Origin of the sequence: Bacillus sp. GC_Bacil_1 (genome assembly GCF_026540675.1) — a bacterium.
Classification (GTDB): Bacteria; Bacillota; Bacilli; order Bacillales; family Bacillaceae_G; genus Bacillus_A; species Bacillus_A cereus.
Genome location: NZ_JALNUG010000013.1, coordinates 102,400 through 119,166, shown reverse-complemented (window position 1 = coordinate 119,166; position 16,767 = coordinate 102,400). Strand labels below are relative to the sequence as shown.

Sequence of the window (16,767 nt, the reverse complement as noted above, 5' to 3'; positions counted from 1 at the left end):
TACATTATGCAATATTGCATTTGATAATCATTTTCAATGTAACTACAATGATTACAGGGTTACTGTTAATCCAATATTCTACATGGAGGTTTTATTATGTTAAAAAAAATTATTGTATCTTCTATGGCGCTTACTATGTTCGGTGGAGCTGCAACTATGCTAGAGGCACCTACTGCTCAAGCAGCTTCTTATAACTCAACGTCATCCTCTTACTTTGATGTCACTCCTGAAGAGGCCGTGGCTTTCTATCAATCTCAAGACTATAAAAAATTAAAAGTATTTTTGGATGACTTTGAAGCAAGAAACCCTTATACTCCAGGTGGAGGCTACGCTCAAGGGAGTGTACGTATGCAAAAATTCAACGATGCTCTTAGAGATGCCAAATTAACAAATGTCTACCAAGAATTTATTAGAATCTCATACTACAATCATTATCCAGAACCAAAATAATAACAACGGATTAAATGTTTATTATTTCTATAACTTAGCCTAATTTTAAATGTATAACCTAAAAATAATTACTAAAAACCACTCATATAAGAGTGGTTTTTCTATTTCCCCATATAATTTAGCGGAATGTTACATCATCTTTATTTTGATATCTTTTATAGTAGACATTCTCTCGTTGACACAATCTAGTAGGTTAGCAATGGAAATATCAAAATGTATTTATAATTGTTTTCTGTTTAATAGCAAAAAACGAACACCCTCTCACAATTAGATAAGGTGCTCGTTTTCATTTTTATCAGTAATTCTCAATTCAATTTAGCTTCTTTCCAATAAGTAAAGATTAAATTAACTTAAAAGCAAAGCGTTTTAAATTTAATTCATAGATCTTACTGAAACTTGGAATTGCCCCTTAGAACCATCATCATTTGAAACATAAATTTTATATGTTCCATTCGGTAATGGAGATAAAGCATTCCGTACATTTGTAACATTAATTTGTTGTTCTCCAGGTTTTATATAACCACCAACAATTAGCTCTGTATTTGGACCTTTTACACTATATCCCATTGTATTTTGACCATTATTTTTCATAGAGAAGCTTAAGTCAGTACTCCCATCATATACGAAAGAAGTTTCAGCCTCGCCACTATAATCCATTGTTTGGGTTAATAATAAGTCTGCAGAAACATGTTCAACTACATGAATTGGATCATTCGTTTTGTGTACTTCTTCAGCATAAGTATTATTCCCTAACACACCAAGTGTTAATGCTGAAACTACTCCACAACTAAGCACTAGTTTATTTAACTTCATTTTAAGTTCCCCCTTGATGTTTGTATTCTATTACCATCATACATCCTTTTCCAAGTGCGTTTTTATGTAATAATTCATATCTATAAACCTATATATCTTAACTCTGCACCTTAATAGTTATTGAGAAACCCACATAGATAAAGTTACAATATTACGCTTCATAAAAAACATGTGAATTTTAAAGTCTTTTTCTAACAAAGTTTTATACGAGTAAGTACCAAAATACTCACATAAATAGCATTTCTATTTCAGATAAAATGTACTAATAAAATTTTTCTAAAATTTCACTTTGTAATTTGATATATTCCATGTTAATATAACGAAGGCTACAAAACAGGAGTCACCATGTATATCATTTTTACAGAATATTCATACTTAAAAACCTTATTTTATCAGTAACTCAATCCCAATTTTACCTATACAAAAGTTAGTTTATAATTTCATATGTACATAAATTTAAATAGATTTTTTCTATCTTCCTTATCAATTTTAATACGAGTAATATAACAGCATTTTTCAAGTACCCTTCCTTTTTTAGATAAAAAGTCTACTAATACTAAACATCTATGTCCAACTCATACATAATTCTACTTACAAACTATTGGAGATGCAAAACTATGGGAATTTCTACTCTTTTATTAAATACCTTTATTATAATAATTTGTATCCTTAGCTATCACGTATTTTGGCTAGAGTTTAAAGAAAAAACAACATGTAATAATATATTATTTTCTATCCTTTCCTCCATTGCTATTATTTTTTGTATGACTTTTCCTTTTCATTTACATGTGGGATTTATTTATGATTTACGTTTTATTCCTATTATATTAGTTTTTCTATATGGAAATACAAAAAACATTGTTTTTATAGGAATTTTATATCTTTCTTATCGGTTTTACTTAGGCGGAAATGGCGTTCTTCCATCATTTATTATCTTCACTATTATTTTTGGTATAACAATGCTCTTTCGTTACTTATTACCTATGTATATTAAAGAAAAAAAAGTATTATTAAGCTTACTCCTTATTTTAGTATGTACAACTTCACTTTCTATTTGCGGTATTGTAACTCAAATACATACAGGAGGGAAAATAGACTCTACTCTCATAGAATTTTTATTAAATTACATAATCATTAATATTTTCACAGTATTATTATCAGTTTATTTAATAGAGGGAATGATCGAGAAATATAAAATGAAAGAAAAGCTACAACGGGCTGAAAAATTTTATATAGCTAGCGAACTAGCAGCGTCAATTGCACACGAAATCCACAATCCACTAACCACGGTACATGGATTCACTCAATTATTAAATGAAAAACATGCCTCTAAGCTATCTCAGGATCAATACTTAGAAATCATGTTAATTGAAATGCAGCAAATACAATCTACTATTAATAACTATTTATCTTTAACCAAACCACAGAACACCCTAAAAGAGAAAATAGATATTAATCACATTTTAAATCAGGTGAAAGATACTATTTCACCACTCGCTCTATCATACAAAGTTGAAATCAAACAAAATAGTACAGATTCCTTTTATATAAATGGGGACCCCGAAAAATTCAAACTCTGTCTAAACAACATCATCCAAAACGGAATTGAGGCTATGAAAAATGGTGGATTATTACAAATAAATATACAAAAAGTAAAAGGAAATATCATAATTGATATTATTGATTCAGGAATTGGGATGTCATCTCAACAAATAAAACGAATTGCTTTGCCATTCTATTCAACAACAGAAAAAGGAACTGGGCTTGGTACTATGATTGCTTATAGTATTATTAAAGAATTAAACGGAGATATAGAGATAGAGAGTAACTTAGGTAAAGGGACACGCTTTTCTATTAGTATCCCTTACTAATGCGATAAAAACTTTCTGTTTAGTTAATTACATAAATGAATTTTAAGAATCCCGCTAGCGCTAGCTTACTTATTAATTATCTTAAATTCATGTGTATTAATTAAAAATAATAAGGATCAGAGCTTATCTATTGTTACAGATATACTCTGATCCTTTAGTTTAATTCAATTAAAAACACTTAATATTTATAACTTTTCTTACATCGTGATGAAATACTAGTTCATCGACTTTATCTCATTTACTGATTAGATTGGTTTAATGTAAATATAACATCTCTCGACACTTAATTTGTTATTATCATTATAGACATTTCCTACAGTTGTTTTTCCATTAAAGTACAAACCTTGTGCCATTCATTGAAAAAGACAACTCCCTTTTTACTACTTCACTTCCACCGTATAATTCCCTGTCCCCCCGCCATACTGATACACATGTAAATAATACTTCCCTGGATACGTGTAGTAACTACCTACTAGTTTATTCCCTTGCTGCTGAGCATACGTAACATAATTATTTAAATCTGCTTCAGAATAAAGTACCCAGTTCATTCCGATATTATTTTCATTCGTTACGTTAATTTGAAGGTTTTTAGCAGTCTCCACATTAATTTCAAAGAAGTCACTTGTATCGCCATTTCCTAAACTAGCACGTAAAACTTGATTTAACTGCAGTTTGTTTGCTGTTTGGAATGAGTTATTCGGTTCTTTTTCTACACTGTTATCTTCTTTCTTTTGAACAGTTACAGTCGCTGTAGCAGTATTAGTTGCTCCTTTATCGTCTGTTACCGTTAATTTCGTCGTATACGTTCCTTCTTTTGTATATACGTGAGTTGGATTTTGCTCATTACTTACTGCTCCATCACCAAACTCCCATTTATACGAAGTAATTTTCCCGTCTTCATCTTTTGATCCGTCGCTTTTAAATGAAATTGCTTCATTTACATTTCCACTATACGGACCGTTTATAACTGCAACTGGTGCTTTATTCTCTGCACCTTCTTCTGTATTAATACCGTGGAACACAACATCATATTCAAATTGTCCTGATGCATTCACGCGATAATTTACGAAGTATGCTGTTACTGTTTTATAGCCTGTCCATTCCTTTGCACTTAAACGTTTTAACGTATCATTAACGTTTTGTGTAATTGTTTTCCAATCTTCATATTCTCCTTTTGCTGCGGTTCCTGTATATGTTCCTTGTAGTGTGAATGTATTAAAGAACTGTGATTTATTTTTCTTTACTGATACATTTTTCAATTTTGCTTCCGCTGTGATTTCTGCCGCAATATCTGAAACTGGCTTCCATACATGATTCGCTAAATAATCGTCTGATACTAATGGCACATTATATTTCTCACGATTATCAACTAGCATTTGCATATAATCTTGATATTCTTTATTTAAATTCGCATCTTTACTTAATGTAGAGCGATATGCATCATATGCTGTTACATCATTTTTCCTAATAAGATCATGTATTTTATCGAACATATCATATCTCTTATTGTACATATACGATTGTAAAGCAAAGGAATAATTATAGAAATCCCACGTTCCATACTTTGCATTTAACGTTCGCTCTGCCGTATAACGCTCTGCTGGATTTGAAGATAATCCTCCTATAATACTCTTTCTCGGTACAACATTATCCGTTCTCGTTGCCCCTGCAAAAAATTCAGCATTCCCTTCTTCAAACCAAGATAATCTTTCATTTTCATATATTTTCCCTTGTCCCCATAACCCTGGTACTTCATATCTACCTTGTAAATAATGCGTGAACTCGTGTCTGAATAATTCTTCTAAACTATAAATACTTTCTTCTGGCGTACGCTCATAAGTAAAGAACGTACCTGTTCCTTCTATATAAAGACCACCGTTATTCGTTTCATAACCGTACAATTGACGATTAAATTGATATTCTGCTGGGCTATTATAAATAATCATCGTTAGTACATCATCAGGATTTCCTTTTTCTAAAGGTTGATCACTTTCAACCGTACGATGGAATTGTGCCTTCACTTCTTTTGCCGCCCAATATAAACGTTTTACTTTTTCTTCTGTCACTTTATCTCCAGCTTTTAAAACAATTGCCCCATCATCAAACGTATACGTTTTTGGCAAATATTTTTTCTTTCCATCTTCTCTTATTTGATCTAAATTCACCACTTTACCATTTGCATCTTTTCCGCCATAATTCGTTGCGATTTGCTCAGCAGCTACGAAATATTGCTCCCCTAAATACGGATAAATTTTCATCGCATCTGTTACAACTTGTAACCCTTTCGTTCCTGTACTATGGAACGTACCGAGTCTACCTGTATAATAAATGCCATTATTAATAAGCCAACCGTTTTTTGCTGTAATCGTTCCCATTAATGCAAAACGACTTAGTTCATTAATATAACTATCTATTTTCTGATACCATACTGTATCTTTCGGTGCTTTCCTCGTATCGTACAAATACGATTGAATGTCGTAATCAACACCTTGCATAATATCGTAAATAGCATTTCCAGCTGAAAGATTATCTACTAATGTAGAAAAATTATCATTATATTGTTTAAAAATTTTTGCAGCTGATGTTATCGTTTCCACATCACTCGAAGCGTTTCCTATTAACTTTCCGTATGATGATACCACTCTATTTTGCTCTAATGTACCCAGCTTGAAATTTGAATTGTTAGCTATCGCTTTTAATGCAGGTAAGCATTTATCATGATAACTCCGTTCATTTAATTTACTAAGTTCCGAATTATAAAATCCTAAATAAAATCCTGAACGTAATACCTCCACTAATGTCTCAATCCCTTTTGAATCATCCTTCGTATAGGCTTGTCCTTGCTGCTTCAATTTATCAATAATCGCCTGCATCCTACTATCATTTTGATAGAATGCTAGACTGTCTGTATTAAACTGAAATAGCCCCGTAATTTGCTCCCAATCAATTGTTACAAGTAAATCTACTAACTGCTGATTGCTTAATTGATTTAATTCAGCAATTGTATAAGTTTTCGCTACAGCTAATTGCTTACTTTCTTTTTTCACCTCAGGTGGTCTTTGTGATAAATCGGCAAATTGTAGCCTTTTCTCAAAAGACTTGCTTTCGAGCACTTTCGATGAATGAGCTAATTCTTGTACTGGTAGTTGTACACCGACTGGCTCCATTTTGAGCACATTTCGATAAGAAACTTGCTCTCCCTTAGTATCTTCTGCCAAACTGACCCCTTGAAAACTCCCTAACATTAAACTAGCAAAACTTACCCCTATTAACATTTTCTTTGAATAGCCTTTCATGCTCTCCCCTACCTTACATTTTTAGTGTCCCGCTCCATTATTTTACTATTTTTACTTTTTGTCCTGTATTGAGAAAAAATAAGGTAACGTTCACACATATATTCATTTCATGTAAAATTAACGCTTGACTTTCCGTGCATTTTATATCAAAAAAGATAGATAATAGCAAAATTCCCGCTACATCTATCCTCGTTTTCAACACTATGATTTTAACTTTATAAACGTAACTTCCGGTAATGTTTGCATATGCTGAATAAACTCATTCTTTTCTTCTGACGATATATTTTTCAGTTGCATCCCTACCTTATAAACAGTTTCTGTACCTTGCTGTGAAGCTTCCACCTCATATGAGAGTATTGGGATGCCTTTCACTTGTAGTGTTTCTAATATTTGTTGTACCGCTTCATGTTTATTTACAAACATTTGCACTGTTATATTTTGTGGAAATAAAAATTGCACCTTAAAAATACGACTGACAATTTCTAAACCAATTAAAACGAGAATCGTCGCTCCAATGCCTACTACATACATTCCCGCTCCAATTGCTAATCCTATACCGGCAGTAGCCCATAAACCAGCCGCGGTCGTTAATCCTTTCACCGCCTGCTTTTGAATAATAATTGTGCCTGCACCTAAAAAACCAACTCCACTAACGACTTGTGCCGCAATCCGACTTGGGTCTAGAGACGTATGCTCTTCATACACAATATCTGAAAAGGCATATTTCGAAACAACCATTATTAACGCACTTCCTACCGCTACGAGGAAATGAGTCTTTAATCCAGCTTCTTTCGATCGAATTTCTCTTTCAATACCAATCATTGCTCCTAACAAGCCAGCAACACCGATTCGTATAATAAAATCAAAATCTACACTCACGGGCACTTCCCCCTTTCATTCATTATAGATAGATAAAACAAAAATTATCACAAACATCCATTTATCAACATGAAAGAATACCACTAAAATACACTTAATACTCCGACTGTTTTATGTTAATATTTTAAATATTAACATAAAATAAATAACTCCTAATTTTAAACCTTCACTAATTTTCTAAAAAACCAAAGGTGGATTGCATGAAATTAGGTTGAGAAATTTTGGAAAACGCTTTCACTTTGTTTCATAATTTTTTATAAAAACTACATAAATAAAGGAGCTTACTAACAATGAACGTCTCATTACTTACACCTACTACTGATTTACAAGAAGAATACTTAGATTTCTATAACGAATGGAAAGATAGCGGTGAAACAATGATCCCGTGGGTTATCACAAAAAATCCTACCAACTTCCCAGCTATGGTTCAAGAACTTCTCGATGCGCATAACGGAATAAATATCCCTGAAACTTGGGTACCAGATTCTACATATTGGCTTGTTACAGATGAAAATAAAATTGTGGGAGCTGTTAATATACGTCATAGTTTAACCAAACATTTATTTAACGCTGGCGGTCACATTGGTTATGGCATTCGCCCTTCTGAAAGAAGAAAAGGTTATGCTACGAAGTTACTAGCATTATCATTAGAAAAAACGAAGGAGTTAGACATCACGAAAGTACTTGTCGTTTGCGACGCAGTGAATACCGCTTCTGAAAAAACGATTTTGCATAACGGCGGGATTCGTGATGATGATTTCACTGAGGAAGATGGGAATGTAGTAAGAAGATATTGGATTGAGCTATGAATAATCACAAATAAGCGAGAAAGTGATTATACACTTTCTCGCTTATTTTACACTGTTTCTATTTCAAACTGCACTGTAATACCACTTGGATCTACTACCGCAAACCCATTTGTAGTTTCATTTATTTTATGTTGTTTTTCTATTAATCTTTCTTTCACTTCATCTAACGCTTCTTTATGCGGTAGTACAATCGCATATACCTTTAGTCCGGTTGCATGTACTGGTGGGTGTGGATTGTTTACTCCGTTCCACGTATTTGCACCAATATGGTGATGATATCCCCCTGCTGAAATAAATAAGCAATCCTCTTCACGCTGCTGTACTTCAAAACCTACTGTTTCCACATAAAATTCATGTGATTTCTCTACATCAGCTATTCGTAAATGTACATGCCCAACGACAGTATTAGCAGGCAAACCATCAAACTCATAATCAACGAGTGTTGCCAATTCTTTTAAATCAAGTGGTGTACTTCCTCCTGGCCCTTCTCCCCATTGATCGCGCGGTCGGTCTGCATAAATTTCAATACCATTCCCCTCTAAATCTTGCAAATAATAAGCTTCGCTATATGTATGATCACTTGCACTATTAAACCTTGAAATTGGTAAAATTTCATTTGAATATGTATAACGCCCTTCTTGCTCAGCCGGGCTGTCAATTACATTCTTATTACGAAGAACCCCAAATAGCGCAGAAGCAAAAGCTTCACGAGTCGGAACTAAAAAGGCTACATGATATATACCAGTCGTACGCGGTTCTTGCAGTACCCCGTCCTCTATCTTTTCAAGAACAAGTAACGCGTTTTTTCCACCTTTTCCAGATAAATATGCTTTATTCCCCTCTTGCTTAATTACCTCTAATCCTACAACATTCTCATAAAAAGAAATTTGACGCTCTAAATCTTTCACTTTAAATTCAACATGACCAATACGTGTTTTCGGATGAATTTGTACCATGAATAACCTCATCTCCTTATCCCTATATTTTCCCATTACATATAACCGTTACTATGAAGGATACAACTAAAATCATCCTATGTAAATAAGAAAAGTCAGAATTTACATACATTTTTATTTTCATAATAAAATGCCCCCTTTTCTAACTTTCAGAAAAGGGGGCTTTATAACTCTTATCTCATTTTATGTACTTCAGCAACTAGCTTTCCACCCTGAATGCCCATATAAAGCTTCACAGGTGCATCATTCGTATTTTCAAATACTAAATCTAAATATGGATATGCAATTGTAGCATCTCTTCCTTGTGGAACATAACCTACCGTTTTAGAATGTGTAGTTCTCTCCACCATTTTCAGGCCAGCTTGATCTGCTGCATTGTATAAAGTTGAAGATGTTTGACAAACACCACCGCCATATCCATCTACTAATTTACCATCAACTATTTCTTTCCCTAATTGATATCCTTTATCTGGTGTTGTATCACCGATTAAAGAATTAAAAGAGAAACGGTCTCCTTTTGCTAACACAACTCCATTTATGCTCGCTGCTGACAAACGAATATTCTCAATACGGCCACCTGTTGAACCACCTAAGTTCGTTTCATATCTACCAATTACCGTACCATTTCCTTGCGCATCACTTAATGTTGCGACTGGTTTTTTCTCCACAATCGGCAACTGATACGTAGCATCCCACATACCAACGTTTAACAATTTATCTACTAATTCTTTTTCCATTAATTCATAAGAAGGTTTTCCTTCTTGCCAACTTCCATCAGGTGCTATACGTGAAGGAACCATTTTTTTGTCGACGCTTTTTCCAACCTCACCAACAACCTTTGTTACAGACTTTTTAAATTCCGCTTCATCTTCAAAATAGCCTAAACCAGATAAATCTAATTTTTTCACTTCAGTACCAGTTCGACCATCAACTAAACTAATAGTATCCTGCACTTCTGCTTTAGCCTCTACAGTGTGCCCACCAATATCACTTACCAATGCAACATCACTTACTTTTGCACCACAGCCACTCACTACAGCTACACATAACACCCCAACTAATATACCCTTTACTTTACGGAACAATATACTCTCTCCCTTTCCCCAACATCACTATTATGTATTTATTTCATTTTTATGTATGTTTTGTTACAATCATTTTACAATATGTTTATAAAATGTTACAAGTTATTTTTCACTCTATATAAATTACTCTTTTCTTTTATAAATGTCTATACATATTTACATAAAAGTTTGAGTTTGATAGAATTGTAACTTTTATGTAAACTCTCTCTTTTATCCAGTATATACCATCAAGCAAAAGAAATACAAATCAAAAACCCTCAAGCTATTTTTTATAAAGTGAAACTTTAATCAGTGGGGTCTTACTGCCCGTTAATGCGGGATAAAGAGAAATCCCGTCAACATAAATAGGTATTTGCCGTGCCACCGCTCCGCTTTTGCACATACATTATGGTGAATTCAACCTATTTTAAAGAAATGGAGGATGTTATTATGTATCCCTACAATCCATATGATCCATATAATCAATATGCGTACCAACAACCACAGTATGACTTACAAGCACAATATCAATCTAATATAGATCAAGCAGAGCAAACGAATCCATATGACCAAAATAGACAATTCCAACTTCCAATCTCTTTTCCTGGCACTGGAAATCGTCAATTAGAAAGACGCGTAAATGAGCTTGAACAAAGAGTACGTCAACTAGAAAATACAGTTGAGCGCCATACACGTAGACTAAACCGCTTAAACCAACGTTTACGTACAGTAGAAAACAGACTAAACATTCCATTCGCAGCATTAGAAGACGGATTTTAATCAAGAAAATAAAAATTATATAAGGAAGGGGCTCCCCCTTCCTTATATAAATTGACGAAAGTTTTTTCCATCTCTATACTGATAAGAGTTAATGAAATGAAACAAGGTGATAAATATGGATTTTGAAATAAATTATCTTTCCTTTTATGTTGTACAAGTAGAAGGAAAAGGTGAAGCAGTTGATAAACGCTACAAACATTTTCAAACTTTAGACGCTGAAGAATATGAAGATAGCTCCTTAAAAGAATTTTTGAATGGTGAGTTATTAAAAATATCGAAGCGAAAAGTAGAACGTCATGCAAAAACAGAACAAGCCCCAACAAAGATTGGTCGCTTTATTGTAGAGGAAGGGCACGAACTTGATTCAAACCCTCATTACAACCTTTTTAATCGTATTCGCTTTGCAGAAACAAAGGACAACTTTAAAGATATGAGCGAACCTCTCGTTTATACATATCTTGACACAAGCGCTGTACGCGGTGGTGTATTTTTAATTGCTCAGGCAAAACTACGCAAATACTTTGATGATCCATTTGTATTCGTAATGAAATGCGACTTCGAACCAAAGGTTGCTTCTATTTCTGATGAATCAACACTGATTCGTAACGTTGAAATGGCCATCACAACAAAGAATATGAAATCTATCCAATATCCGTACATGCCTGAAGAAGGGATGGTTGAAGTAGGCGAACTAAAAATACACCAAGCATCACATGCCCGCTACTTTGAAGACTTCTTAAAATTCGTCGAATATGAACGCTCTATGCCTGAAATTATGAAAACACAAGTAATGGACATGGTATACGACCAAATTGAAGATGTATTTGAAGAAGGTACGGAAGAACGCGAACAATTCGACCAAGCGATGGAAGTATGGGCTGCTAGTCCGAAGCGGGAAATTATGGAACAATTTTCAACCGAAGAAGTAATGGAAGCTACCGCTCAAATCGTCGAGCACGCTCCTGAAGTGGAATTAAAACTAAAAGCAGATCATATCTCTGTGAAGGCTTTGCTTGCTGATTTCGGGGATCAAATACATATTGCGAAGGTAAATGACCGATACGTATTAATGATTGAGGCTGATACACTTACGTTTGAGAAAGGCTTCTCTCCTATTGAATTCCTGAAGCCGGATGAGTTGCAAGATGTGATTGAGCGGATTGAGAATAAGCAGCAATATTCTTATGATCCGAACGGGATTGAATAAATCCTTCCATATAACTATTTTTACCGAGCGCTTTTAATAAGCGCTCTTTTATTGTGGACATATTTTATAGTTATATAAAAAACCGATTCTACTAAGAATCAGTTTTTCTGCTTTATAACAAAAATATTTATTTTTAATCCAAGATAACACTTGTTGCAGAATCCAGTAAATTCCTTCCTTGTTGTACAAGCGTATTTCCATTAGAGTAGTCACTATGTATGTTGGTAAAATGAAAACTTCACTTCACTACCTCAAATTTATTATACTCGTAAAAAGATAATTGAAAACGATATTCCGGATGCTCTCTCACCCAATCGTAGGCTTCTTCTAAAATTCCCATTTTGTTTTGTAGGTCATTAAGTTCACTACATTTGTCCTTTTTCTGTTTGCACAGAGGGCAGAATCCATTTACTATGTCGGCACTTGTCGCCCTAATAGTTTTACTTTTTAAGTCAACTACTAAACGAAGAAGAAGAGAATACTCAGCTTTTGTAGTCACCGTCATTTCAGCAACCCCATCCTCATTCCAAAAGACACCGTTTAATTCCATCTGTACGGTGACATCTTTAATATCCAAGTCTATCACTATCACACCTCCCTTGTATAAAACTCATATTTTATTCTTCGATTTTAACCTTTAATACACCACGCTTTAAAGATATATTAAGCTTTTTCCAATTCTTCTTCTTTGCTATGAAAGGAAGTATAATTACTGCTGATCGCGTGGCAAATATTATCCCCAAAACTAAAACTGTTACAATGTTAAAGATTGCTTCCATTTAACTCTACCCTCTTTCATTTCTATGGGCTCTAATTTTATGAATGTATTTAAAAATTCTTACCACCCCTTAATTTTCAAAGCAATTATAATGGCCCAATCACAACAAATCAATTCCTATTTAATATGAATACTTTATTCATCCATCAGTATAATGATGTTAAATTTATGTAGCTAGAAATAGAGGAGAATGTCATTTAACCTCTACATTCTCCTCCATCTCAGCCAAATACCTAATCTGTCGTTCCGCTTTTCTCACTGCCGTACGAAAATGTTTTTTCAGGAGTTCTACTGTATTTTCACTTATATAATATCTTTCCGTTATACTTTCCCACGTGTCACTACTTTCAAATGTACTCCATTCAAAAGGGCGTTCTGTATTTTTCTTTAGTTCTTTAAACACCCATTTCCGCATCTTTTTTTTCGCTTTTTCTGTTAGTTTTCCGTTTTTTACAAGTTCAAGTTCACCATGTCTTTTGTATCGCTTATTAATATCTCTCTCGCTATACACTTTAAGAAGTATATTTGCTGTATTTTCGGCATCTGCTAAAGCACGGTGCTGTTTCCCTTCCCACGTTAAAGCGAGCTGTTCTACCGCAAATTGTAAACTTGGCGTATGTTCAAACAATTCCTCATATGCTTGGAAAACAAATTTTTGCAAATCAATTCTACTTTCTTTTTCTATAATGGGGCATTCAACACCATGTAATGTACAATCATGAGATAGAAAGCGATAATCTTCTTTTCCCCATGAAACAAATATAGAATCTTCTCCGATAAACTGAATAAATTTCTCTATAATTTGAGGGAATTTGTCTACAGCCATTAAATCTGTCTTCGTAATACCGGTTAATTTTGTTGTATGACGAGTTAATCGTGCACTTGGTTTTACTAACTCCGAAAATTCTTCAATTATCTTCATTGTACCTATTTCTATTTTTACAGCTCCGATATCAACTATTTCTGACGGATCTTCTGATTTATACGGTCTGAAATTCCTCTCAATATCAAACACAATGAAATGTGTAGCGTTTTTCAATTTATTTACCTCTTTCTAAATTCCTTTTTCACACAAACACTCTATTTTCAGTATTTATTTATTCATGTACTTTATACAAAAATCCTTCGAATAAATAAATGAAAATTCAGTCTTATTATGATATGTAAGTAGGAGGACATCTATAAAAATGCAAAAAAAAGAAGGGCGAGCCCTTCTTTTTTCAAAAATTACTTCTTGTTTACGTTAGTAGCTTGAGGTCCACGGTTACCTTGTTCTACTTCGAAAGTAACTTCTTGACCTTCTTCTAAAGTTTTGAAGCCTTCGCCTTGGATAGCTGAGAAATGAACGAATACGTCTTCTCCGCCTTCAACTTCGATGAAACCGAAACCTTTTTCTGAGTTAAACCATTTTACTTTACCGTTTTGCATGAAAAAAATCCTCCTACAATGTACCTATATGTACATATTCATTTTCAACCACCTTACAATAATAAGCCAGATATTAAAAAACTGCAACCCCTGAGGAGATTTAACATTGCTATCCTCCTCGGAAGTTACAGCTCATTTAAATCTCTATATTATTAAAAGTAAAATGGTTTAAACATACTATATCATATCAATATAATAAAAGTAAAGTTTTTTCTTAAATTATTTTTTGTTCCCACTGCATTGCTTTTAATTCACCTGATCCAGCTACTACATAACCATCTTTTTGATTAACAATGCGCCATCCGTGCCCTTTAACTGAATCACATACTGTAACAATACCTTCGTCAAGAAGTACACGGCACACACTACTAATACCCGCCTTATTTTGTGTTGAGGTTGTATATAAGACATGTTGGTCTACACTTAAGTCTAAATAACTACTTGCTTTCTGCTCACTTTGACATGTATGCCAATATATTTTTTCACTCGCAATACTGTCATCTATTTTACAATAAGAAATATTCCCGCTAACTCCCTTGCACGATCCACTTGCCGCTACTAAATAAGAATTGTGTAAAGTCAACGCAGAGATCATTTGATTCATCGTAATTTTAATCCTCTTTAATTTACGTGTCTTCAAATCAAAGAGCCAAACACCACCATACTTAGCATGTATTTTCGTACCAATAAATAAGTAATGTTTATATAAAAATAATGATCGAATAGATGGTGCCGCACTGCCATACTCAAGAAACGGATGAATAGTCTCCCATGTCGAACCGAAATTATTAGAAAGATACAGCGTTTTTTCTCCATGAGCAACAACAGTTCCTTGTACATTGCTACATACATTCCAACTTGTTGCTTTTGTTGGAAAACGCTGAATTGTCCAGTTCTCTCCACCATTCATACTACGAATAAAAATCCCTTCGTCACCTACACCATAAACTACATTATCTTCGCTATGTAAATCCCTAATTCGTTTTTGAAAACCATTTAAAATTCGTTTCCATTCTCCGTCTTGTTCAACAAATAAGCCATTATATGTAGTAGCTAACAACAGTTTTCCATCTCTTAACTTTGTAATAGCAGTTGCACTTAACATCGTCTCCACGTTGACACTCCCATTCTTAGAACTTCTCAGCAAATGCAATTGCAAAATTACTGCATTTTTCAACATCCTCTTGATCTTCTGGAGCTAATTCAATTTTCAGCCCTTCTTGTACAAGCTCTGCACCTCGTTCTACAAGGCGTTCTTCAAATATCGTTACCGCTTCACAAAACAGTTCATACGCCGTATCACCTGATCCGAATACCGCTACCTTTTTCCCAGCTAAATCTATATTTTCTAAGTCCTCATGAAAATCTTCTGCTTCAAATGGTAATTCACCATCGCCCCACGTATAAGATCCTAAAATGATTCCATCATAAGCTAATAATTCTTCAGCATCCATGCCTTCCATCTCTTGCAATACTACTTCATGATCAAAAGCATCTAAACTAACTTTAATTAAATCAGCAATACTCTCTGTATTTCCTGACATACTTGCATAAGCTATTAAAATTTTTGCCACTTTGGCATCCCCCTCTAACAATAAATGATTCTCATTCTCATTATATTAATAATGAGAATCAATTTCAATTGATTTTTTTCTACTTTTATTTACATTTCACATTACTTATTTCAAATAAAGTGAAACTTTAATGAGCCCTCACCAATCAGGATTTTTCAGACAGCCCACAAATAGAGGAATAAATAAAAAAAGCACAGATGACTATACAATCATCTGTGCTTTTTTATTACTTTTTAAAAATACCAAAAGGCTTCCCTACTGGTAAAACAACTTTTCCGAAGTGTGTGTTTAACACTGCTGCTGCTGAACCATAGAAAGATAATAATGAAATAAGAAGTTCAGAATATGCTGCTAAATTATGCATTGCGTGCGGCATAACACCTAAAGTACTTAATGAAAGACCAATAAATAAGAAATCAATAAGGACGAAGATCATAAATAATACTTTATGTGTTTCCATTGCACCAATCGTCATAAAGATTGTGAAAATCAAATATCCGATAAAGGCTACACCAAGCTGTTTTGAATCTGCAGCTTGTGCTAATTTTTCGCCAAATACTCCAAGTTGAATTAACCAAGTCATTCCAACACCTAACCAAAATAGGCCGTACGCACCAAATGCTGTCGTACCGAATGTATTGTTATGCTTTGCATCGTGAATGCAAGCAAAGATTTGTGCAAATCCTCCTAAAAAGATTGCCCATGGTAATACAAGTGAAACGCCATCTGTTAAGCCTAACTTTTGAGATGATGCTACAAGTGTTACCATCGCTAATCCAAATAGACCAATTCCAGATGGATCCGCTGTTGTCATTTTCACATGATGTGTAGTAGTTTGATTGCTCATATAAACCTCCTGATT

At 33.9% G+C, this 16,767-nt stretch carries 17 protein-coding genes; 5 read left to right on the top strand and 12 right to left on the bottom strand.

All coding sequences use genetic code 11. From position 1 onward, the window contains the following. Positions 1-96 precede the first annotated feature (96 nt). Positions 97-450 carry a hypothetical protein gene (locus tag OXT04_RS19970; protein ID WP_000913814.1) on the top strand — a complete coding sequence of 118 codons (354 nt, stop codon included), beginning with the start codon at positions 97-99 and terminating at the stop codon, positions 448-450. 372 nt (positions 451-822) lie between these two features. Here OXT04_RS19970 and OXT04_RS19965 read toward each other — a convergent pair whose 3' ends face one another. Next, complete coding sequence (locus OXT04_RS19965) at positions 823-1,263, bottom strand: hypothetical protein (RefSeq protein ID WP_000773517.1); 441 nt, start codon at positions 1,261-1,263, stop codon at positions 823-825. A gap of 617 nt (positions 1,264-1,880) precedes the next feature. Between OXT04_RS19965 and OXT04_RS19960 the strand changes: the two genes are divergently transcribed. Next, positions 1,881-3,134, top strand: a complete 1,254-nt coding sequence (locus tag OXT04_RS19960) for a sensor histidine kinase (RefSeq protein ID WP_000513023.1) — start codon at positions 1,881-1,883, stop codon at positions 3,132-3,134. Positions 3,135-3,514: 380 nt separating this feature from the next. On the opposite strand, the gene colA is transcribed toward OXT04_RS19960, so the two are convergent. Together colA and OXT04_RS19950 are read right to left on the bottom strand one after the other, a co-directional pair. Continuing rightward, on the bottom strand, positions 3,515-6,430 hold the full coding sequence (colA, locus tag OXT04_RS19955; protein WP_267416989.1) for a collagenase ColA: 2,916 nt from the start codon (positions 6,428-6,430) through the stop codon (positions 3,515-3,517). A 201-nt stretch (positions 6,431-6,631) separates the two neighbouring features. Continuing rightward, a complete protein-coding gene (locus OXT04_RS19950) occupies positions 6,632-7,309 on the bottom strand; it encodes an MgtC/SapB family protein (protein WP_000109730.1) in 678 nt (225 codons plus the stop codon). 290 nt (positions 7,310-7,599) lie between these two features. Here OXT04_RS19950 and OXT04_RS19945 point away from each other — a divergent pair, with 290 nt between their 5' ends. Next, positions 7,600-8,118 carry a GNAT family N-acetyltransferase gene (locus tag OXT04_RS19945; protein ID WP_267416987.1) on the top strand — a complete coding sequence of 173 codons (519 nt, stop codon included), beginning with the start codon at positions 7,600-7,602 and terminating at the stop codon, positions 8,116-8,118. Positions 8,119-8,165: 47 nt separating this feature from the next. On the opposite strand, the gene OXT04_RS19940 is transcribed toward OXT04_RS19945, so the two are convergent. Together OXT04_RS19940 and OXT04_RS19935 are read right to left on the bottom strand one after the other, a co-directional pair. After that, the gene (locus tag OXT04_RS19940; protein ID WP_098675917.1) at positions 8,166-9,074 is read right to left on the bottom strand and encodes a VOC family protein; all 909 of its coding nucleotides are present in this window, start codon (positions 9,072-9,074) and stop codon (positions 8,166-8,168) included. 173 nt (positions 9,075-9,247) lie between these two features. Continuing rightward, a complete protein-coding gene (locus tag OXT04_RS19935; protein WP_267416986.1) occupies positions 9,248-10,159 on the bottom strand; it encodes a VanW family protein in 912 nt (303 codons plus the stop codon). A 429-nt stretch (positions 10,160-10,588) separates the two neighbouring features. On the opposite strand from OXT04_RS19935, the gene OXT04_RS19930 reads away from it, so the two are divergent. Both OXT04_RS19930 and OXT04_RS19925 read left to right on the top strand, forming a co-directional pair. Continuing rightward, positions 10,589-10,918, top strand: a complete 330-nt coding sequence (locus tag OXT04_RS19930) for a hypothetical protein (protein WP_000283707.1) — start codon at positions 10,589-10,591, stop codon at positions 10,916-10,918. A gap of 115 nt (positions 10,919-11,033) precedes the next feature. Beyond that, positions 11,034-12,125, top strand: a complete 1,092-nt coding sequence (locus OXT04_RS19925; protein WP_000345035.1) for a DUF3900 domain-containing protein — start codon at positions 11,034-11,036, stop codon at positions 12,123-12,125. 238 nt (positions 12,126-12,363) lie between these two features. On the opposite strand, the gene OXT04_RS19920 is transcribed toward OXT04_RS19925, so the two are convergent. The 7 genes from OXT04_RS19920 to OXT04_RS19890 all read right to left on the bottom strand — a co-directional run bounded on the left by OXT04_RS19920 (position 12,364) and on the right by OXT04_RS19890 (position 16,752). Further along, positions 12,364-12,711: a hypothetical protein gene (locus OXT04_RS19920; protein WP_000566112.1), complete on the bottom strand. Its 348-nt coding sequence runs from the start codon at positions 12,709-12,711 to the stop codon at positions 12,364-12,366. Between the two features lie 31 nt (positions 12,712-12,742). Further along, positions 12,743-12,904 (bottom strand): hypothetical protein, encoded by a 162-nt coding sequence (locus OXT04_RS19915; RefSeq protein WP_080477938.1) that lies wholly within the window; start codon positions 12,902-12,904, stop codon positions 12,743-12,745. A 192-nt stretch (positions 12,905-13,096) separates the two neighbouring features. Continuing rightward, on the bottom strand, positions 13,097-13,942 hold the full coding sequence (locus tag OXT04_RS19910; protein ID WP_065229172.1) for an exonuclease: 846 nt from the start codon (positions 13,940-13,942) through the stop codon (positions 13,097-13,099). 188 nt (positions 13,943-14,130) lie between these two features. Continuing rightward, a complete protein-coding gene (cspB, locus tag OXT04_RS19905) occupies positions 14,131-14,331 on the bottom strand; it encodes a cold shock-like protein CspB (RefSeq protein WP_001179150.1) in 201 nt (66 codons plus the stop codon). Positions 14,332-14,545: 214 nt separating this feature from the next. Continuing rightward, on the bottom strand, positions 14,546-15,445 hold the full coding sequence (locus tag OXT04_RS19900) for a WD40/YVTN/BNR-like repeat-containing protein (RefSeq protein WP_000449497.1): 900 nt from the start codon (positions 15,443-15,445) through the stop codon (positions 14,546-14,548). A 16-nt stretch (positions 15,446-15,461) separates the two neighbouring features. After that, entirely contained in the window at positions 15,462-15,905 is a 444-nt protein-coding gene (locus OXT04_RS19895) for a flavodoxin (protein WP_001062759.1), read from the bottom strand. A gap of 226 nt (positions 15,906-16,131) precedes the next feature. Then, on the bottom strand, positions 16,132-16,752 hold the full coding sequence (locus tag OXT04_RS19890) for an acetate uptake transporter (protein ID WP_000070938.1): 621 nt from the start codon (positions 16,750-16,752) through the stop codon (positions 16,132-16,134). Between the last annotated feature and the right edge of the window lie 15 nt (positions 16,753-16,767).